Below are 19,486 nucleotides of genomic sequence, written 5' to 3'. Positions count from 1 at the left end.
AGTTTAAAAAAGATGAAAAAAAGTATTTTACTAATCGCCATTTTCCTGAGTTCCCTGAATACGATACAGGCTCAGCAACTGGATATAATCCCGAGGCCTGTAAAAATAGAACAGAAAGATAAAGCGTTTATAATTCCTTCATCGCCGAAGATTATTATTGACAAAAAAATAGAAAAAAGTACCCTTTATATTGCAAGTGATTTTTTTAAAATTACAGGAATTAAGGCATCGGTTGTTAATGGAAATAAACAGGAAAAAAATACAATAGCATTTTTGGTAGATGAAAAGATGCGTCTTCCAAATGATGGGTATCAATTGAGTGTCAATAAAAAAGGAGTTTTGGTAAAAGGAAAAACGCCAAATGGAGTCCTGAATGGTTTTCAGACTTTGCTACAAATTTGCTCTGCAAAAGATGTAAAAAAAGGAACAATTCCGTTTGTGAAAATCGAAGATTATCCTCGTTTTGACTGGCGCGGAATGATGCTGGATTGTTCCAGACAATTTTTTGATAAACAAACGGTTGAAAATTATATCGATTGGCTGGCAGCACATAAAATGAATGTTTTTCACTGGCACCTTACCGATGATAATGGCTGGAGAGCCGAAATAAAATCAATGCCGGATTTAACCGCAAAAGGAGCCTGGAGAGGACCGGGAGAAGTATTATTGCCATCGTACGGTTCTGGAAACAAACGTTATGGAGGTTTCTACACTCAGGAAGATATGAAAGAAGTGGTTGCGTATGCATCTGCCCGAGGTATTGCTGTAATGCCCGAAATTGAAATTCCGGGACATTCACGTGCGGTAACAGCAGCATATCCGGAGATTGGTTGTGCTATAACGCAGGAACTTAAAAGTGTTCAGGGTGAAGTAAAAAATGTTTGGTGTGTAGGACGTGAAGAAAACTACCAAATTTTAGATTCGATTATTAGAGAAGTTTCGGGAATTTTTCCTTTTGAATATATTCATATTGCAGGAGACGAAGTCAATCGTGCCAACTGGGAACATTGTCCTAAATGCCAGGCTTTGATGGCAAAAGAAGGATTTACAGATAGTTTTCAGCTTCAGAATTATTTCTTTAGAAGAGTTCAAACCATTGTGGATAAATATCATAAAAAAACAAATGGCTGGAATGAAATTTTAAAAGGCGGAGAAATAAATCCAAACACTTTAATTAGTGCGTGGCAGGGAATAAGCTACGGAATTGAATCGGCTAAAAAAGGACATGAAACCATTATGATGCCAGGACAATATACGTATTTTGATATGGCACAATCTGAAAATGAACGCGGGCATCGCTGGGCAGCCATTACAGATACCAAAAGGGCGTATTCGTTTGAACCAATTCCCGAGAATGAGTTAACACCTGAACAGCAAAAATTGATCAAAGGTGTTCAGGGCGCTTTGTGGAGCGAATATCTGGATCGTCCAGCAAGAATTATGGAGTACCAAAGTTACCCTAGAATTGCTGCTTTATCAGAAATAGGATGGACTAAAAAAGAGGATAAAAACTGGGATGATTTTTACGGAAGATTAACACACAGTCATTTACAGCGTTTGGCCAATATGGGAATTGCTTTTAGGGATTTTCCGCCAACAGCAATTTACAAAAGCGGAACTATTACCGTGACTCCGCCTTATGAAGGAGCTGTTGTGCGTTATGATGCGCAAGGAAATGAACCTACAAGACAATCGCCTTTGTATACTAATCCAATTCAGACCAAAGAATACGAGCAATATATGTTCCGTACTTTTTTTAATGAAGATGTGGCGAGTCCTGCTGTAAAAGTCGAAAAACTGCCGGTTGCCAACTGGAATACTTCTAAAATTGAAGTGGTAAACATTTCGGAAAATATTTCTGAAAATGTAGACAAAAAAGGAATTTGGTACCTCACTTTTGAACCAACAACTGATGCAAGTGCGAATGGAAGTATCAGATCGGTTTCACTTTTTGAAAATGATCAATTGATACAAACTTATGCAGAAGAAAAAACACTGAAATCAAAACCTCGTTTGCGATTTGTGATCGAAAATTACAACGAAAAAAATACGTACCGTTTAGATTTTGTGGTCGATAATAAAGAAGCTACAGCATCTTCGGCGAAGGTCAATTTTAATTGCTCTCCTTATTTAGAACCAGAAGTAAAAGTCACCTCATCGATGGCGGAGAATCCTAAATTCCCTATTTCGAAATTAGAAGATTATAATATAGAAACGTATTTACGTACCGATGTTGCCTGCGCAAATGGCGACTGGATTTTATACACTTTTACCAATCCTGTTGTTTCCTCAAAAATTGATGTATTGACAGGGATTCCGCATCACCCGAGATTTATTGTCAATGATGGTCATGTCGAATATTCATACAACGGTGTCGATTTTGAAAAAGGAGATAGTTTTGATTACGGAAATGCATCCATTTATCCAAAACAGCCTGTAAAAGCAGTTAAGATTATGATAACGGCCACAAACAACGAACCTTTGATGGCGGCTCAGGATTTAAGAATTAATCCATAACACATATGAAAAAAATAGGAGTTAGAATCGTAGTTGTCTTTTTGATTTTTTTAGGGATAAGTTGCCAGTCGCTTAAAAAATCAAATAAGTCTTTTGATACAAAACAAAATGAAGTTTTCATCGACTCGATGATGAATAATGCCTTAGGAAAAGGATTTTTTCCGGGAGCACAAATTATTGTGGGTAGTAAAGATTCTGTTTTTATTTTGAAGAATTATGGCTATCATGATTACTCAAAAAAAGAATTAGTAAAAACCGATGATGTGTACGATTTGGCTTCTATGTCTAAGGTTTTAGGCGCAACACTTGTAACCATGCGTTTGGTGGGCGAGGATAAAATAAATGTAGACGATAAATTGGGCGAAATTGTTCCTTTTTATAAAAACACGGCTATTGCTGATTTAACTGTTTTTGAATTATTAACGCACACATCAGGATTAACGCCAAGTATTACGTTTTACCAAAGTTTGCTTTCTACGCCAGACGCATCGCCTTTGTTAAGCAATCAGCAATCTGAGAATTATCCGGATTTGTTTGATACAATGTATGTGAATAAAAATATTGTTTACGATTCAAACTACCTTTCTTTCGAACCTAAGGATCAGTATGTTCAGGTGTATAAAAATATGTGGATCAATCCTGAATTTTACAGAACAGTTTACGGGAAAATTGCTGTTGCCAATACACATGAACGTGGTAAATATTTGTATAGCGATCTCAATTTGCTTTTGGTACAACAAATCATAGAGACAAAAACAGGGCAGAAACTCGATCAATTGGCTAAAGGAATTTATAGTGAATTGGGGATTTCAAAAATTGGATACAATCCGCTAAAATGGACTTCGGAGGAAAATGTAATGCCAACCGAAATTGATCATTTTTTCAGAAAAGATACCATCAAAGGTTATGTGCACGATGAAGCAGCGGCTATTTTGGGAGGAGTTTCAGGAAATGCTGGTTTATTTGCCAATGCACAATCGATCTCAGTGATTTGCCAAATGCTTTTGAACAATGGTAAATATCACGGAAAACAAATTCTAAAGTCAAAAGTGGTAAAAGAGTTTACAAAATCGCCTCTTGTAAAAAAAGGAATTTACCGTGGACTTGGTTTTGATAAACGTAAACCGGATGAATTTTACAAGAAAAATGATTTTGGACATACTGGTTTTACAGGAACTTTTTTCTTTATGAATCCTGAAAATAACAGGTTTTTAATCATTCTGACGAATCGCGTAAATCCAACGAGAACAAACAGATTAATGTACAAGGATGATTTTACTGCTAAAATTTGGAGGCAAATTAATAAGTAAAAAGGTTTGGCACTAATTGCACGAATTTTTACAAACTAAATTTTAAAAATCTGTGGGCGAAATTTAGACACTCCCGGTAGCTATCGGGATTATAGGATTAAAATGATTTTTTCTGCCACGAATTCACGAATTAGTTTATGAATGAAAGCGAAAAAACAACCGTGAATTAAGCTAATGTATTCGCAATAATTCGTGAATTCGTGGCGAAAAAAAATATAATCTGTGGCAAACGAAAAAACATAAACTTTATGAAAAGACTAACTATACTATGCGTACTAATTTCAGCAGTATCTTTTGCGCAAAAAATAAAAACGGGAGCAGAAAATTATACCGCTTATCTGCCTTTATTAAAAGGAAAAACAATTGGTATTGTCACCAACCAAACCGGTATTATCGATTCGAAAACTCATTTGGTTGATTTTTTGGTTCAGAAAAACATCAAAATCAAAACGATTTTCGCACCGGAACACGGTTTTCGTGGTACAGCCGATGCCGGCGAACATGTATCTGATGAAATCGATTCAAAAACGGGTTTGTCTATTACTTCTCTTTACGGTAAAAGCAATAAACCAACTCCAGAGCAACTGAAAGGAATTGATATCATGGTTTTTGATTTGCAGGATGTAGGAACGCGTTTGTATACCTACGTTTCTACGATGCACAGAATTATGGAATCTTGTGCTGAAAATAATATTCCGCTAATTGTATTGGACCGACCAAATCCGAATATTGGGATTGTAGACGGTCCGGTTTTGGATATTGCTTTTAAAAGCGGAATAGGAATGCATCCAACGCCTTTGCTTCACGGAATGACTTTGGGAGAAGAAGCAAAAATGATCAATGGTCAAAAATGGCTGAAAGACGGCATTCAATGTAATTTGACCGTTATTCCGTGCTTGAATTATACCAGAAGTATGGCGTATAGTTTACCTGTTCGTCCTTCGCCAAATTTGCCTAACGATCAATCGATTAATTTATATGTGAGTTTGTGTCTCTTTGAAGGAACAAACGTAAGTATGGGACGTGGAACCGAAAAACAATTTCAGATTTACGGTTCGCCTTATTTACCAAAAAGCAATTTTGCATTTACCCCAAAACCCAATTTTGGAGACAAAGATCCTTTGTATAATGGTGTAGAATGTAATGGAGAGGATTTATCGGCAATACCGAGAATTAATAAACTCGAAATTAAATGGCTGATCAAAGCCTATCAAACAACAACAGATAAATCGAAATTTTTCGATAAAAGAAAATTTTCTATTAGAGCAGGAAATGAAAAACTGCAACAGCAAATCGAAGCAGGAATTTCGGAACAGGAAATAAGAAACAGCTGGAAAGAAGGTTTGCAGGAATTTAAAAAAATGAGAAAGCAGTATTTGATTTATAGAGAGAAATAGGGTTTGGAAACTGTATTAAAAGAAAGGGAATAGTATTGTACTATTCCCTTTTGGGTTAGTATGCTGAAATCAAATGATTCAAATCTTCTATTGTTGTAGAGACAAATGCGGTTCTGTTTGTAGTTTTTTTGTGGATTCATAAAAACGAATGGGAGGTTTGTTCTATTTTTCCATATTATATTTTGGATCAATTGTAATGAGTAACTTTTTTAAAAGTTGTATTAATCGATTTCTTATAGACTTTAAAATCAACGTCATTGCATCGAAATTTTCTACTTCTTTTTTTGTCTTTATGGCAATAATATTACTGATGATCGAAATACCATCGCTTACAATAAGTAAATCCATAACTATCGTTACACACCAGTTAAAGTCATAATCAAGTCCCTTACTCATTAAGGCCAAAGCTGTTGGTATTACCAATACGGCTAACTTGGAAACAAATCCTACAGCTAGTTTTTTAAAACTAAATTTGTTATTTAAAACTATGGTTTTTATAATGCCCAGAAAAGTATCCATTACCATTAAATAAAATAGCACTTTTACAATTCCGGTATCTATTTCTAAATAAATAAAAATAGCATACAGCAATAGTTTTAATTCATTTAAATATTCTGAAAATTTATACATGATCGGTTTTTTTATAGGTTTGAGGTTTTTATAAGAAATCTTTTGGGGGTTTTACGCCCCAAAAGATTACTGGTAATTTCAAATTACTCTTATAGAGAACTTATTGTTACTGAAGCTTCCTTATAGGCAGATGCATTTCCGCTAGGATCTATTGCTCGAACTCTGTAAGTATATGTTCCATTCGATGAAACTTGTTCACTATAATATGTGTTAGGGTTTTTTTTCAAAACCGTAAAAAGAGAGCCAAAAGCACTACGCGAAAGTTCGTAATCTATTGGACTATCGTCGTCTTGTGATTGAGCCCATTCAAGTAGTATATAACCTTGACCATTATGAACGCAATGAAAAAAAGAAGGTAATGTTGGTGGAGTCGAGTCTGCTGTAAGTGTTGCTGTAGTTACTGTAGCGGGCACAGATAAATTTCCTGCAGCATCTTTTGCTCTGACCTGGAAGCTGTAGGGAGTATTGACAGATAGCCCCGTAACATTATAAGTCACAACATCTTTTCCTAATTCGGCTAAAGGAGTATTACTATTGTCTTTATAAACCAGATAATTAGTAACACCAACATTATCCGTAGATGCAGTCCAAGTTAAAGTTAAACTTTTAGTTCCAATCTTTGAAGTTTCTAAATTTGTTGGACTTGTTGGTGCGATTGTATCAGCATGTTCAATAGTATTTCCTGTATATTCTATGAAATGAACAACTCTATATGGTTGCAAGTTTTTATTAGTTCCAGATTCTCCTACAGTTGTTGTTTTTGAAATTAGACCCCATTTATATGATCCGTCTTCAAGAGCATTTATACCAGTATTAGGTTCGTCAAATCCATTGCAGTCATGGCTATGTTCTACAACAACAGCATCTTTACTCCCTCCAGAATTACCCACCTTATTTAGAATAGTATCTAAGAGATCTAACCCAACAGGTACTCTTCCTCGCAATGGCACATATTCTTCCCAGCCTTCAGGAAATGGAGCTGGTTTCCCCCAAATAGCAATCATTCCTTTTGGTACTGCTGTTGCCGGTTGTTTTTCTAACTTAGTAATTCGGCTAAGTAATGAATTGAGGAGGTTATTGCTTTTAATGACTTGATTAACATTGTCTAACAATAACAAAGAATTCTCAGAACTCTCAGAACTCTCAAAATCTTCAGGACTGGTATTTAGTTCAGAACCTTTGATTAGTAAATAATTTTTCTTAATATCAACAATATTGGCTTCGATTGTATTAATATTTCCTTCAACAACATCAATATTACTTTCTACTGCATTAATATTTCCTTCAATTGTAGTGATGTTTGATTTTATTGTAGTAATATTTGCTTCAATTGTCTTAATAATTCCTTCAATTGTCTGAATATCTTTAATGGTTATAAAAGCAGGATCACTCAAATCATAATAATGTACAGCTAATGCATCAGTGATGGGAGGAGATACGGGACGATTTGCATAATCTGTATCACTGATGTATTGCGCTTCATAATCAAAATAAGCGGTTTGAGATTCTCCGTTTCCGTATGTTAAATTTGTGCCTGTTCGGGTAGTTTTAAGAAATAGGGTTACAGTACCATTTTTAATAGGATATAAAATTCCTTCTACTGTTCTTTTGCCTGTATTATCTTTAGGATGGATAATAGCCCAGCCTTCTTTTGCGTTTATTGGCGGTGCAATAATATAGTCATTGTCAGGATTGATTCCTAAATGACTTTTTAAAGCTCCAAATAACTCATGTCTGTAAGCGGTTTGAAGTTTTTCCAGAGTTTCTTGTTCGAGAGGAAAACCTCCTGGATGAGTAAAATTTACTTGTTTCATTTTGATGTATTTAAATGTCTGTTGTTTTTATTTTTTTTCTTGGGTTTAGAATAATCCTATTTTTTATTTCAGGTTTTATTTTAATCTTTTTCTGAATAAGAATAGGTTTCATAACTCTTTCCTGCGAGTTTATAAAAGTTAAGAAGATCGTTGTATTTCTTGTCTGTTACATTAATAGCTTCTGTGTTTGATACAGTTCCTTCTTTCTTTGGTTGACTAAGTATTGTTCTATTGGTTATTAGATTTTCAGGGACAAATACTCTGAAATTGGCATAATTTATTTTGGTATAATCTGTACGATGGGCCAGATAAACAGGTTTATTGTTTTTATTTTTTTTATATTCCTCATGAGTATATACTTCTAATTGAGGAATCATCAAAGGCCCATCCACGATAGTGCCATCTGATAAAGTAATCTTTGGTTCGTAATACTCTTTGTGCAGGTACACATATTGGATGGTAGGTTTAACCGATTCGTCTATATAAATTAATCCGTCTGATCGTTTTTGTCTTGTGCTTGCATTGGGATTGTAATTTTTATCGGGATTAAAAGTTTCGTTCAATACTTTTTCCAGATAAATGACCTGACCTGTATGCTGCATTTTATAAAGAATCTCTTCGTAAATTGTATGAAGCGGAGTCAGTAAAACATCGAGCCAGTCAATATGAGTTTTTTTTCTAAGAATAGGAGGGACGAGCCATAACAAGAGCTTTTCCCATTTTAAAACAGTGTATTTGTTCATTGTATCTATATTAGGCTATTGTTTATCTCTGTAAAATGTGTAAGGAATATAGTTTACCTCAAACTCAAGGGTATCCATATCAAAATAACCGGCTTTTGGAATAAAATATTCGATGTTGGTTGCATCAGTAATTGTAGGATTCTGAGCATCATTTGGATTTTTTGCCACAGAAGTCTGAACCTTGCTCAGAATTGGAATTTTAACTCCTTCTGCTTTTTGAATATCATCAACAAGATATGTTTTGACAAAAGCACCATTGAATTCAATGCTTTTCAAATGTTCCCTAACAGCATTTATTACTGGAAATTCTTCTTCGTCGACTATTAAGGAGCCATTTTTTTCATTTAAAGGATCTGTTGCTAATGCCAATTCGTATTCTGCCAGTTTTATTTTTTCCTTGTCTGATAAAAGCCTATTTAAACTTTTTAGCTGATAGTATTCAATGTCCTTTGGGTCAATGTAAATAGTCAAAGGATCGATGTACACATTCAAATGCAATTTTAGAACATCACCCTGATCTGATGTGATAAATACATGATTTCCTGCGTCTTTTATTTTGGCAATATATTCCTTAAAAGCAAAGAGTTCATTAGGAACGTCGATTCTCGAAATTTTATCACCTTTTACAGTAGCTACTTTTATAAAAACAACTCCAACTTTATTATGAAAATAGTCTGAGAATATTTCTTCCGGTTTTTTGTTGGGATCAAGCACTGTTTCTAAATCTATTTCGCTTACCGCACAATGTTTGATTATTTTAGCTTCTTCAATTTGTGTTTCTGAAAGTTTTGAGGTATCAAACTGATACGAACCTTCTTTCCAGATCAGCGACATTCGATTGCTTGAATCTGGATCTATCGACATTCCGTTGCTTGAATCCGTATCTATCGGCATTCCGTAATGAAAATTCAAAGCCTGTTCGCGATACCAGTTTAGTGTATGCGGCCTTGAAATCAGGGCATTTTTTTCGACTATTTTTTCGTGAATCCAAATCGCAGTAGCGACTATATTGATCCAAAGTTTCCAAATCGCAGCTTTTGATTCTGTTAAGCCGTTTAGAGAGGTTTGTTTCCCCTTTTCAATCAGAATTTCGTTCTGTATTTCAGCAATTGTACGTGCCATATTTTAAATTTTACTATAGATTAGCCTGTAAGACATGTATAAAATGCTTATAGATAATTGTTTATGTTTTTTGTAAATACTACAGGAGCGTAGTTTTCTTTCTAAAGATTTCTAAAAAAAAACAGGTGTCAGTTATAACCCGTATTTTTGGTAATTGTAGCGAAATACTAATAAATGATAAAATCATCTTCAATTATCATGTAATCAATTCCGGAAAAGTTATCCAGTAAATATTGTTCTTCGTCTGTAATCGCAGTTGCAGGTTTTAAATTTCGGGCATTGTAATATTCTACAATATCTTTTTTAAAGGCTTCGCGGCCAATTTTTAAATCTTCGTAAACAGAAATGTCATCTGTAAGGTCAAATTGATCATTGTCTTCTAAAATATCGAATACTTTTTCGATACTTCCGTATTCCTGTAAAGAGATGTCAAAAATGTTTTGGTTTTCTTGTGGTTTAATAGTTCCCATCGATTTTAATGTTTTGTAAATCGTTGACATCTAATGTTTTTACATAAAAATTGTCATACGATAATTGTTTGTCTATTTCGTTTTCTAGTCTTAGCCTGGAAGTTGCATCCGGGCTGTTGATGTATTTTTTTATTCCTACTCCAAGAATAGGAAACTCTTTATAACTTCCTTTCTGGCTTAACAATAGATGTTCTATGTTTTGCTGATCTGCCTCTTTTATGGCAAAATCTCCATTTGTAATTAACAAGTCTTCATCTATGATAAAATCTTTCATATGTCGTTATTATTTATTGTTTATTAATTAAAATCTCTTTTGAATCTGCGCGCCATATCCAAAAGAAGATGTTTTATTTGATACTGTAAAAATAAGCTTTGCTTACGCCTTAATCAAGATTTTAAAGCTTAGTAATCAGTAGTTTCAGTAAGTTGTAAAAGTCATTTTTACAGTTTGTTTTTTGATGCTTTTTTGGTTGAAAAAGTATTTTAAACCGCAGGAATAATCAGGCTGGTAATAATTTGAATAATCATTTTTATAATATTATTTTTAATGGTATTCAGTTTTATTTTTGATATTCCGGCAGTTTGTAATGCTTGTAGTACGGTTAAGTCTAACTGACTTTTTAAAAGCCATTCAAATTCTTCTTCGGTTAAGTCACCGGATGAATAAAGAAGAATCCAGCGTTCCAGTTTTTCTGTAGAAGTTTGAAAAAAAGCAGCCAGGTCTTTTTCTAGCTGAGGTTTAATATCCTTATAACTATTTGCTATAATTGCTTTTAGTTCCTTTTTTAAGTTTTCTATCACTTTATCTTTGTCCATAATTTTAGCTGTTAAGGTTTATTAAATCCAAAAGTTCATCTTTTGATTGTTTGTCTTTTTTAATTTCATATTGTATAAGTAAATCAAAAGCTAATAGGATTTGTTTTTTTGATTCCTCCAAAAATGATTTTGAGACAACTCCTTTTGTCTGCCAATGTTTAAAGAAACCCGCTAAAAGATTTTTGTCTTTATCATTCAGCATCTTCAACATTTCAAAAGTGATTTCGTTGTTGGGTTTGTTTTTTTCATATTCGACCAATTTTTCAACGTTTAGAAATAATTTTTCAATTTCTTCCTGGTTAGCAGAATAGGGAGTCGTGGCCTTGCTGATTAATTTATCAGCTTCTACTTTTAGCTCGATCGTTTTTTCGTATGAATATTGATCGAATAGGGCAGTTCTTGTAGAGTTGCAGGAAGAAAAAACAAAACTGATTGCAATAAAAAATAGTAGGTGTTTTAATTTTAAGTGTTTCATCTGATTATTTGTATAAGATTACATAGTTTTTTCTGTCACGTTTTAGTTTACTGAGTACTTTCCAGTCGCTGTATCCTTTTTTGTCAAAGTGCGGAAGATCTTTAAAAGTTTTCCATTCTCCACCCCAGTTCCAGTTGTGTTTCTTGAAAATTTCGACACATTCCTGCCAGTCCGAAATTTGGTCACCATCCCAGTCTTTTGCGGTATCCCAGGAAGCTATTTTGCCATCTATAATCAGACAAATGTCTACCGCAAAACCATAATTGTGAATAGATTGTCCGCCTTTGGCATTCGTCACTTTTTTTCCTGGTTTTGTTCTGCCAAAAGCATAAAGATCTTCTTGTTCCTGAAAAGTTCTGAGACTTTGCGTAATGCGAACTTTAGCCCGTCCGGTTAAGGCAAGATCGCATTCCTCGATGATTTTAGTAACTTCTTCCCTAACCGAAGGATGAAGCAAATCAATGTGTTTTTTTGTTGTTTGATCCATATTTATATTTATTAATGATTTTCAATTTTGAGAATAAAAAGCCTTTCTGATTGTTTGAAGACAATCGGGATTTTTAGTATTCGATAAGATTTTTTTGTGTTTAACGATTTATTTACGGCTAAGAAAAAATGGTAAATAAATAGTGAAAATGTTCCTTTGTTATGATCACATTTAAGAAGTGATATATGTTTTAAGAACACTGTAAAAATACGCCGAAATAGTGTGTTTGAAAAATAATATGGAGTTGTAAGTCAGTAGTTTCAGTAGAAGATTTTGTGTTTTTTTTAGTTTTGAATTGAGATGTATTATAAAAAAATCCGTTTTTCTGATTGAGAAAAACGGATTTTTAATGGAGAAATTAGCAATTATACTGTCATTCTTATAAACTTCCAATCCATAGATGCATCATACTGCTTTCCGCTAAAGAATAAAATCACACGTTTTCGATTATCATCAAATTTTAAATAGTTCTGAAATCGGTTATTGTCTTTGTTTTAGTTTTATCGGAGTCAAAATAAACTCATTTATCTGTAGAATTTGTTGATCTTAATTAGTAGCTATTTTATATATAAAAAAATTATAATTAATAATAAAATTTTACTTTTCAGATCCTTTTTAATGTGGTCCGTTTAATGGTGAAGGTATTTCAATTACAAGAATATTTCCTTTGTTATCAATAAGTTGAGTTCCTCCTGATTCTCGATAATTAATATAATAACCGTCTAAAATTTTTGATTTATTAAATTCTTTTAATAGATCTTGCCAACCTGCTTCTTTATGCCCTGCTGCATAATCTATATACTGAATAAAGTTAGCAATTTGACCTTCTTTAAATTTTTTGCTTGTTTTTTTAAAGATATCATGTTGAAATTGCTTTAAGTAAACTTTAGCGTGATCAGAATAGGTGTAGTCTTTTGGTTTTTTAAATTCTTTTTGATGATTATGTTCATGAAAAAGTATACTTTTTAAATTATATTTATTGTTTAGAATAGGATCAATCCCACCACTTGAAGTTGGGTGCAGCCATATTTTCTTTGTAACATCTGTGTAGGCATAATTCTTGTCGCTAATATCATAATTAACTCCAATTTCTTTAATATTTAATTGCTTACCATAGTAACCAACTATATTTGCTGCAATTTGTCTGTTAGTATTATTCCAACTAAATGTACTTGCGGAAATATCTAAATCTGAAAAAAGCATTCTTTTTCCATTATGCAAAACTACATTAATATAATTTGACTTATCAATTTCAACTTTAAAAATAACACCATCTTCATTGACATAAAAAATATCATTTTCATAAGATTTTTCAAAAATGCTCTCATCAAGCTTATTCTTATCGACATAATTTTCTCGTATTGATTTCGCCATTTCATGAGCATTTTTATCATCCTCAATTTGCTGACGCCAAATGCCAAGCATAATTTGTCTAAACCTTGCCATTTCAGAAGTACTAAGGTCTTTTAATTCTATATTATGTTTTCGAATAATCATTAGGGTAGTTTTTATGAAAGGGCAAAAAAGGTGTTTATTATAGTATTTCTACTTTAACAGGTTTGGGCTGAATATGATCTGAGAATGCTGTGGTAATATTGAGACGTAAATCGTCTTCTTGTTCGATTTTGGCATCGCCGCCCAGATAGCAGTTTTTGAATAATACTTCGAGGGCTTTAAATTCGTCCATTTTTGAAGCTTGCAATACAGCAGAGCGAATACTCATATCTGGTTTTTTGAAATAAGCAAACAGGGTAGTTTCGTCATCGTCTGCAATGGTGAGTTTGACTACTTTTTTGTGTTTGTATTTCCATTGGTTTAACTGAGCCTGAGTAATATTTCCGTCAAGAACATCTGCGGTTTTTGAAATTGTTTTTTCCATTTTAAAACGGTTTTATTTTTTTATGATTGAAGAGTTGAATTCTGATGTAATGATTTTTTATAAGTCATTGAAATGAGAATTATTTCGTTGACCGAATGATAAAAAAAGAGGCTGCCTGAGGTATTGTTTTGGAGTTGAATATTCTCGAGGCAGCCTCTTGAAGAAGATTCCCTGTCTAAAAACGGACTAATAAAGAGCTTGTAGAATAAGTTTGCAGACAAAAATCATGTTCATTGAACTCCTTTTTTGCATAACGCAATAGATAATGGTTTTCTCTTTTTAGTCGGTTTTAGAGACAGGGGATGGGGTATTATGGTTTTAGTAGTAGTAATTTATGGAGATTAGTTCCACTCAACGTGAGAACAGATCAAGTCGAAAGAAACCGCGATTTTGGTATCTCCCTGACTAATTCCTCTGCTGTTTGAGTTGAATTCGCAGTTTCTTACCGTGTGTGTAATTACTTCGTTGCTATCGTCTAAGTAACTAACAATGATGCTGAAAGGATTAATATCCTGCAATCTTTGGCCTTTTGGTAGAGCGGCCAAAATAGCTTCTACTTCGTAATTGTATAAAGTGATAGAAGCTTTTGCCTCGTATTTCCCTCTGCCTCTGTGTACCGGCATATCTCCGGCACCGTAATGGTTTTCTTTAGAAACTGAATCACTATAGTTTACAGCTGTAATTCCGGTAACGATATTACCTGCAATGCTTACTTCGATAGATGACCAGCTGTGTTGTTGTCCGTTTATTAATGGTAATTTATTCATATGTTGCTTTATTTGTTTTTAATGATCTTTTTAACGATCTGTAACTATCACCCGATTCATTTGCATTTGCAGCAAATGAATCAGGAAGATATAATTGGTGAATTTTTATGGTTTTTGAATTGTATTAAATTCAGTAAATTATGCTTTGTCGATTCCGAAAGGATTTTTGAATCCCAAATCAACCATAATTTTACGGGCAGTTCCAATTGGAGTAATTTCTGCTTTTACTTTTAATTCTGAAGTTGCCAAAATGTTTTGTTTTGGATCTACATAAACATCAAAAGCCGAAACTTCCTGATTAGCAACCATTCCTTCTAAAGCAGATCTGCATAATCCTTCGAAACTTTTTGAAACAGATTGAGGTAATTTACCATCGATATCTACTAAAACCGGAGAAGCCAATTTTGGTAACAAAGCAGTACGCAACAAACGAGTTGCTTTATTAATCGTACGGTTGTTTTCTACATAAGCAAAGTCTGATGTGCCGGTAGTACAAGTAGCACTATCATTAAAATAAACACCAGGTAAACCAGTATGCGTTCTTGCGAAAATGAATCTTTTTTCGTTTAAGTCGCCTAGAGTTCCAAGAGTTTTAATTTCTTCTCCGCCAACAAAACCTGCTTTGGCAAAACCTTCACCGGTTAGGTTAAATTTTTCGATCCAGGCAATGTTTTCAGATACTTTTGCTTTAGAAATTGCTCCTAATGCCAAGCCAACTGCTGCAGTGTTTTTGTATGAATTTTTGAAAACGAATTCAAGAACAGCTCCATTTTCTTTTTTCAAGCCATCAGCATCTCTTACATTATACACATCCAGAGAACCTTCAACAGGAAGTACTTCCTCATTAAGAGCTAAAATGTAAAGTTTTAAGTTGTCTTTTTGAAATAACTTTTTTTCAAACGCTTTTTCAACATCCATTGCGACAACTACAGATACGTTTTCAGCATTTGATCCGTCTAATGATGGGGCATCAACAGTAAAACCTTTTCCTTCTAAAATAATTTCAAAAGGCATGTAATCTTTATAAGCAAGATCAGCCTCGGTTTGTGCTTTTAAAACTGCGGCTTGAGTTTGTGAAAATGTTGTTGCTCCAGAATAGATAATGGCCATTTGGCGAATGTTTCCGTTTGCTTTTTCCTGCATGTCCATTGCTTTTCCTGCAATTTCTTCGTAAGAAGTCCCTGTAGTGACCATAATGTACAAATCTCCGGAAGGATTCATTCTGAAAAATTGTTGAATTTGATAGAAAGCAGATTGTCCGTTTACATCATAATCAGCTGTAATTCCTAACGCTTCAGCATCTTCTAACGAAGCCAGGCGCTCAATTTTATTTAATGCTAATTTTGTAGTGGCAGCTCCATCAAAAAGTAACCCTGAAACCATGTCCTGTTCCGGATTTCTTCTTCCTAATCCGCCTGATAGTTTTGTAATTACTACATCGTTTAATGTACTCATAATATAAATAGTTTTAATTGTTTAAAGATTTTGTTTTGTTTTTTGCCTGAAAAAAGGGCAAAAGAAGGGCTGTAACAAGTTGGCAAACTTGCTATGATCAGGATATTTATTATTTTAATATGTATTGGTAATCAGGAATCCAAAAAGCAGAGTTGGTATTTTTGGACGGGTTATAAAAACCGGCTTTTCAATTGAATTTTGCTCTTGGCCAAGGGATAAATTTGCTTTTGATATCAAGTACAAATTTAAGGCTCAAGGTTGCTTTTTCCAATTATTTAGATATTCAAAACCAGTAGTTTCAGCGGTTTAAGCTCTGGCCTCTGTAGCGAGTCCTTCATTTATAATAGTATAAATAGTGCGCTCTGTAAGGAACAAAGTATCCGAAAGTTCAGATACGACAACTTTCATTTGTTTAGCTTGATTTCTATTAAGGTAGTTAATCACATACTCTCTCCTTTTGTCTAATAGTGTTCTGCTTCTTTTCATGTTTTAAGGTTTAAATAGGGTAATGTTTTATTTTATTTAGATTGGCGTTGATGGTGTTTATAGTTTTATATCATTGAATAGTTTTTGATTGTTTTTTATTTAATGAGAATATTTTTGACTGACTTATAATCAAATTAAGGAGCAGTATTTAAATCGACATTTCCCTGAACCTGGTTGTGGTTTATTCCGATGATTCCGGAATTTAAGTCATATCCTAAATCTTCCAGTTCTTCATTACTTAAACCATTATTAAAAAGAATGTATTTCTTTTTTAAGATATTTTCTATTAAGGTGGTTTTATAAGTGATCTCCCAAATAAAATAATCATTTTTATTCCAGTACGTGTGTTCGTTGGTACATTGTTTTTCTCTTATTTTAAATGTTGAATTAGTATCTATAGCAGCGTTACTGTTGCTATTAGACAATACAGCTTTGTCTATTCGTTGCGCAATATCAAATGCATTTGCATAACTTGTTGAAGAAATCGTTTCTACAGGTAATACAATATACAGGCAAAATGATACATCGGCTTTGTAGTTTTTTTCAGAAGATGTTTCCCAGTCTACAGTATCGTATTTAAACATTACTACCGGTGTTTCGATAGAATCTTTAAAAATAGCATCACTATAAAGTTGCACTGTTGGTACATTCGAAGTAAACTCCGTTTCTATTGCGTTCTTTTTTTCAGTATAAAAGTCTTTTAGAATCATATGGTGGATTATTTTTGACAAATATACAACATATGTTTTAATTATTGCAACATATTACGATGAAAAATGCAGTAATTTCAGTAATATGATTTAGTTTTTTATGTTGACTATTAGAGTAATACAGTAGGAAAAAGCCTTTAAAATGCTTTAAATTCAGGTGTTACGTAAAAAAGATAGAAAAGAATGCTATTATTTATTATATATTTTTTAGTTTTGCAACATATAGTGGAATGTGTAATGCTGTTTAAAACATATTACATAATAAAAACAAAAGCAACACAATGGAAATACATACTAAGATAAAACGTATTATAGATGAGATGAAGTTAAACAATAACTCATTTGCTAAGTTAATAGGAGTAACCAGTACTACAATAGATAGTATCACTGTTGGAAGATTGCAATCTGACGGAGAAAGAAAAAGGACAAAACCTGGATTTGATTTGCTTCAAAGTATCATCACGCATTGTAATGTAAATCCTGATTACTTTTTTGGAAATAGCGATGAAATTTTTGCCAATAAAACTAATAACGAAGTGGGTTTGAACCTGCCAAAGATTATAACGGTAAATGAAGACGGGGAGGAGAATATCAATTTTGTTGGCGTTAAAGCAAGAGCAGGTTATTTAGACGGTTACTCTGATCCGGAATATATGGAGAGTCTTCCGTCATTCAGTATGCCAATGTTAAAAAACGGAACCTACAGATGTTTTGAAATTAAAGGAAATTCGATGTCGACAACAATACACGACGGCGATTACCTTTTTGGAAAATACGTTGATAATTTTGATGATATTCTCGACGGGAGAATTTATGTTATTATCAGTAAAAATGATGGAGTAGTGGTAAAAAGGGTTTTAAACAGAATCAGGGAAAGCGGAAAATTAATCCTGAAATCTGATAACAGAGACGGAAATTACCCAATGTATTCTATTTATGCCGAGGATATTCTGGAAGTTTGGTACGCAAGTATGTATGCCTCAAAACAGATGCCGGATCCTATTAATATTTATGAAAAGATTCATGATCTCGAAAGTAAATTCTATGAAATGGAAGAGACTTTGAGAAAGAAGCTGAACTAGATATTTAAAGTAGAGGTTTTAAATATAAAAATACCTCTTACGGTTTTACTGTAAGAGGTATTTTTATATTAGTTTAAAGTTATTAAGAGATACTTCCTACTCCGGTTCCGGTTTGTGCTGAAGCACTACCAGTTGTAGTTACTGTGGTGTTTACAGTTCCGGATTTTACAAAAACTTCTATAGCAGATGCTAATTTTGCTGCAATGTTATCTATAGACGAAGCGTTGTCTATTTTTCCTTTTTCTTCACTCAAAAGCGCTTTTATTGATCCTTCTAAACCTGATTTATTTAAAGCCATAATTGTTTTATTTTAATAATTCTGTTAATTTTCCTTTTAGTATTGTAAGTTGAGGTAAATTAATTGGTGTTCCTGATGGTCCCATGGGTGTAGTAACTGTAATTTTACCTATTTCATCTATTAGTTCTTCAAGTTTAGATTTTAAACTTTTTCCGCCTACATCTATTTTAAATCTATCATCCATTTCCAGCGTTAGATTGCCTTTTATAAATGAAGTTTTGGCATCTGAAATTGTAGCATCAAAACCATCTTTAATGGTGACTTTTGCCTCTTTATCTTTTAAATTGAAAATTGTATTTCCTTTATTAAGATTAATTTCGGTATGTAATTCATCAAAAGTTAATTTTTGTTTCTCAGCACCATCTTTATCTAAAAATTGCATTTCAGCACTGGGATTTTCTCCTGAAGAAAGCGTAAATTTTACTCGTTCTTTAATATCCTCGCCATTAATAGTATGTAAAATAGTCTGTTGTTGATTTCCGCTGAAGTTATTTTTAGAGATTTCTTTGCCATTTTCATCATAAAAAGAGGTAGTAATCCTGGAATCTTTTTTGCCGCTAAATGCTATTTGCGCGATGTTTTTGTAAGTAGGTTTTGCAGTTGATGTAGCACCGTTTTCATTGGTTTTTTTTTCTTTGAATAACATTTGAAATTTATCGGCGTCAGTATTTATTTCCAGATAATGATTCTCGTCATTTTTGAAGCGAACAAAAGTACGTTCGACCTCTGAAAACTGCGAAACAAAAGCTCTCGTTTCGACTCCGTCAATAATCGTAGCCAAAACCCAGCTGTCTTTTTTAGGAATCGTGATAATCCCTTGTTCGACATCGAGGATTGAAGCTTTCAATCGTACGTTTTTGATAATTGCGCCATCGGCGCGCATGATATTTACAGTATAGGCATCTTCAGGATTATGGAGCGATTCTATTTCGTTATTTATTTCGATGACTTTTGCTGCAAAAGTTTCAATAATTTGATTTTTACTGGCGACATCTTTTATTAGATCTGTTATATTTCCCATTTTGTAA

The 19,486-nt window shown here is 33.4% G+C and carries 20 protein-coding genes; 4 read left to right on the top strand and 16 right to left on the bottom strand.

Annotated features, from left to right (window positions below):
* Nucleotides 1-12 precede the first annotated feature (12 nt).
* The 3 genes from FLP_RS16480 (at nt 13) to FLP_RS16470 (ending at nt 5,224) form a co-directional block, all read left to right on the top strand.
* Nucleotides 13-2,517, top strand: coding sequence for a beta-N-acetylhexosaminidase (locus FLP_RS16480; protein WP_065450615.1), 2,505 nt, complete (start codon nt 13-15; stop codon nt 2,515-2,517).
* A 5-nt stretch (nt 2,518-2,522) separates the two neighbouring features.
* Nucleotides 2,523-3,827 (top strand): serine hydrolase domain-containing protein, encoded by a 1,305-nt coding sequence (locus FLP_RS16475; protein ID WP_065450614.1) that lies wholly within the window; start codon nt 2,523-2,525, stop codon nt 3,825-3,827.
* Between the two features lie 248 nt (nt 3,828-4,075).
* Complete coding sequence (locus tag FLP_RS16470; RefSeq protein WP_065450613.1) at nt 4,076-5,224, top strand: exo-beta-N-acetylmuramidase NamZ family protein; 1,149 nt, start codon at nt 4,076-4,078, stop codon at nt 5,222-5,224.
* Between the two features lie 162 nt (nt 5,225-5,386).
* Here FLP_RS16470 and FLP_RS16465 read toward each other — a convergent pair whose 3' ends face one another.
* From FLP_RS16465 to FLP_RS16395, 14 genes are all read right to left on the bottom strand, one after another.
* Nucleotides 5,387-5,854, bottom strand: coding sequence for a phage holin family protein (locus FLP_RS16465; protein ID WP_065450612.1), 468 nt, complete (start codon nt 5,852-5,854; stop codon nt 5,387-5,389).
* Between the two features lie 89 nt (nt 5,855-5,943).
* Entirely contained in the window at nt 5,944-7,668 is a 1,725-nt protein-coding gene (locus tag FLP_RS16460; protein ID WP_065450611.1) for a fibronectin type III domain-containing protein, read from the bottom strand.
* A gap of 80 nt (nt 7,669-7,748) precedes the next feature.
* A complete protein-coding gene (locus FLP_RS16455) occupies nt 7,749-8,411 on the bottom strand; it encodes a hypothetical protein (protein WP_065450610.1) in 663 nt (220 codons plus the stop codon).
* Between the two features lie 15 nt (nt 8,412-8,426).
* Entirely contained in the window at nt 8,427-9,533 is a 1,107-nt protein-coding gene (locus FLP_RS16450) for a hypothetical protein (protein ID WP_065450609.1), read from the bottom strand.
* A 167-nt stretch (nt 9,534-9,700) separates the two neighbouring features.
* Nucleotides 9,701-10,003 carry a hypothetical protein gene (locus FLP_RS16445; RefSeq protein ID WP_065450608.1) on the bottom strand — a complete coding sequence of 101 codons (303 nt, stop codon included), beginning with the start codon at nt 10,001-10,003 and terminating at the stop codon, nt 9,701-9,703.
* On the bottom strand, nt 9,990-10,277 hold the full coding sequence (locus tag FLP_RS16440; RefSeq protein ID WP_056252824.1) for a hypothetical protein: 288 nt from the start codon (nt 10,275-10,277) through the stop codon (nt 9,990-9,992). The genes FLP_RS16445 and FLP_RS16440 overlap by 14 nt, the downstream gene beginning before the upstream one ends.
* A gap of 209 nt (nt 10,278-10,486) precedes the next feature.
* A complete protein-coding gene (locus tag FLP_RS16435) occupies nt 10,487-10,819 on the bottom strand; it encodes a hypothetical protein (RefSeq protein WP_065450607.1) in 333 nt (110 codons plus the stop codon).
* 4 nt (nt 10,820-10,823) lie between these two features.
* Nucleotides 10,824-11,294: a hypothetical protein gene (locus tag FLP_RS16430; protein WP_065450606.1), complete on the bottom strand. Its 471-nt coding sequence runs from the start codon at nt 11,292-11,294 to the stop codon at nt 10,824-10,826.
* Between the two features lie 4 nt (nt 11,295-11,298).
* The gene (locus tag FLP_RS16425) at nt 11,299-11,781 is read right to left on the bottom strand and encodes a M15 family metallopeptidase (protein WP_065450605.1); all 483 of its coding nucleotides are present in this window, start codon (nt 11,779-11,781) and stop codon (nt 11,299-11,301) included.
* Between the two features lie 615 nt (nt 11,782-12,396).
* Nucleotides 12,397-13,278 (bottom strand): hypothetical protein, encoded by an 882-nt coding sequence (locus FLP_RS16420; protein ID WP_065450604.1) that lies wholly within the window; start codon nt 13,276-13,278, stop codon nt 12,397-12,399.
* Between the two features lie 37 nt (nt 13,279-13,315).
* Nucleotides 13,316-13,660: a hypothetical protein gene (locus FLP_RS16415; protein WP_065450603.1), complete on the bottom strand. Its 345-nt coding sequence runs from the start codon at nt 13,658-13,660 to the stop codon at nt 13,316-13,318.
* 341 nt (nt 13,661-14,001) lie between these two features.
* A complete protein-coding gene (locus tag FLP_RS16410; protein ID WP_035684757.1) occupies nt 14,002-14,427 on the bottom strand; it encodes a hypothetical protein in 426 nt (141 codons plus the stop codon).
* 138 nt (nt 14,428-14,565) lie between these two features.
* Nucleotides 14,566-15,882, bottom strand: coding sequence for a DUF2586 domain-containing protein (locus FLP_RS16405; RefSeq protein ID WP_065450602.1), 1,317 nt, complete (start codon nt 15,880-15,882; stop codon nt 14,566-14,568).
* 620 nt (nt 15,883-16,502) lie between these two features.
* Nucleotides 16,503-17,078 (bottom strand): hypothetical protein, encoded by a 576-nt coding sequence (locus FLP_RS16395; RefSeq protein ID WP_065450600.1) that lies wholly within the window; start codon nt 17,076-17,078, stop codon nt 16,503-16,505.
* Between the two features lie 281 nt (nt 17,079-17,359).
* On the opposite strand from FLP_RS16395, the gene FLP_RS16390 reads away from it, so the two are divergent.
* A complete protein-coding gene (locus FLP_RS16390; RefSeq protein WP_065450599.1) occupies nt 17,360-18,160 on the top strand; it encodes an XRE family transcriptional regulator in 801 nt (266 codons plus the stop codon).
* 82 nt (nt 18,161-18,242) lie between these two features.
* Here FLP_RS16390 and FLP_RS16385 read toward each other — a convergent pair whose 3' ends face one another.
* Both FLP_RS16385 and FLP_RS25290 read right to left on the bottom strand, forming a co-directional pair.
* Nucleotides 18,243-18,458: a hypothetical protein gene (locus tag FLP_RS16385; protein WP_065450598.1), complete on the bottom strand. Its 216-nt coding sequence runs from the start codon at nt 18,456-18,458 to the stop codon at nt 18,243-18,245.
* A gap of 7 nt (nt 18,459-18,465) precedes the next feature.
* Nucleotides 18,466-19,479 carry a hypothetical protein gene (locus FLP_RS25290; protein ID WP_243397550.1) on the bottom strand — a complete coding sequence of 338 codons (1,014 nt, stop codon included), beginning with the start codon at nt 19,477-19,479 and terminating at the stop codon, nt 18,466-18,468.
* Between the last annotated feature and the right edge of the window lie 7 nt (nt 19,480-19,486).

This window comes from Flavobacterium piscis (assembly GCF_001686925.1).
Taxonomy (GTDB): domain Bacteria; phylum Bacteroidota; class Bacteroidia; order Flavobacteriales; family Flavobacteriaceae; genus Flavobacterium; species Flavobacterium piscis.
The sequence above is the reverse complement of the archived record's forward strand: the minus strand, read 5'-3'. Positions and strand labels throughout refer to the sequence as shown.

Excerpts from the sequence above, each read along its gene's own strand:
- FLP_RS16480 (WP_065450615.1), top strand. The coding sequence starts at position 13 with ATGAAAAAAAGTATTTTACTAATCGCCATTTTCCTGAGTTCCCTGAAT.
- FLP_RS16475 (WP_065450614.1), top strand. The coding sequence starts at position 2,523 with ATGAAAAAAATAGGAGTTAGAATCGTAGTTGTCTTTTTGATTTTTTTA.
- FLP_RS16470 (WP_065450613.1), top strand. The coding sequence starts at position 4,076 with ATGAAAAGACTAACTATACTATGCGTACTAATTTCAGCAGTATCTTTT.
- FLP_RS16465 (WP_065450612.1), bottom strand. The coding sequence starts at position 5,854 with ATGTATAAATTTTCAGAATATTTAAATGAATTAAAACTATTGCTGTAT.
- FLP_RS16460 (WP_065450611.1), bottom strand. The coding sequence starts at position 7,668 with ATGAAACAAGTAAATTTTACTCATCCAGGAGGTTTTCCTCTCGAACAA.
- FLP_RS16455 (WP_065450610.1), bottom strand. The coding sequence starts at position 8,411 with ATGAACAAATACACTGTTTTAAAATGGGAAAAGCTCTTGTTATGGCTC.
- FLP_RS16450 (WP_065450609.1), bottom strand. The coding sequence starts at position 9,533 with ATGGCACGTACAATTGCTGAAATACAGAACGAAATTCTGATTGAAAAG.
- FLP_RS16445 (WP_065450608.1), bottom strand. The coding sequence starts at position 10,003 with ATGGGAACTATTAAACCACAAGAAAACCAAAACATTTTTGACATCTCT.
- FLP_RS16440 (WP_056252824.1), bottom strand. The coding sequence starts at position 10,277 with ATGAAAGATTTTATCATAGATGAAGACTTGTTAATTACAAATGGAGAT.
- FLP_RS16435 (WP_065450607.1), bottom strand. The coding sequence starts at position 10,819 with ATGGACAAAGATAAAGTGATAGAAAACTTAAAAAAGGAACTAAAAGCA.
- FLP_RS16430 (WP_065450606.1), bottom strand. The coding sequence starts at position 11,294 with ATGAAACACTTAAAATTAAAACACCTACTATTTTTTATTGCAATCAGT.
- FLP_RS16425 (WP_065450605.1), bottom strand. The coding sequence starts at position 11,781 with ATGGATCAAACAACAAAAAAACACATTGATTTGCTTCATCCTTCGGTT.
- FLP_RS16420 (WP_065450604.1), bottom strand. The coding sequence starts at position 13,278 with ATGATTATTCGAAAACATAATATAGAATTAAAAGACCTTAGTACTTCT.
- FLP_RS16415 (WP_065450603.1), bottom strand. The coding sequence starts at position 13,660 with ATGGAAAAAACAATTTCAAAAACCGCAGATGTTCTTGACGGAAATATT.
- FLP_RS16410 (WP_035684757.1), bottom strand. The coding sequence starts at position 14,427 with ATGAATAAATTACCATTAATAAACGGACAACAACACAGCTGGTCATCT.
- FLP_RS16405 (WP_065450602.1), bottom strand. The coding sequence starts at position 15,882 with ATGAGTACATTAAACGATGTAGTAATTACAAAACTATCAGGCGGATTA.
- FLP_RS16395 (WP_065450600.1), bottom strand. The coding sequence starts at position 17,078 with ATGATTCTAAAAGACTTTTATACTGAAAAAAAGAACGCAATAGAAACG.
- FLP_RS16390 (WP_065450599.1), top strand. The coding sequence starts at position 17,360 with ATGGAAATACATACTAAGATAAAACGTATTATAGATGAGATGAAGTTA.
- FLP_RS16385 (WP_065450598.1), bottom strand. The coding sequence starts at position 18,458 with ATGGCTTTAAATAAATCAGGTTTAGAAGGATCAATAAAAGCGCTTTTG.
- FLP_RS25290 (WP_243397550.1), bottom strand. The coding sequence starts at position 19,479 with ATGGGAAATATAACAGATCTAATAAAAGATGTCGCCAGTAAAAATCAA.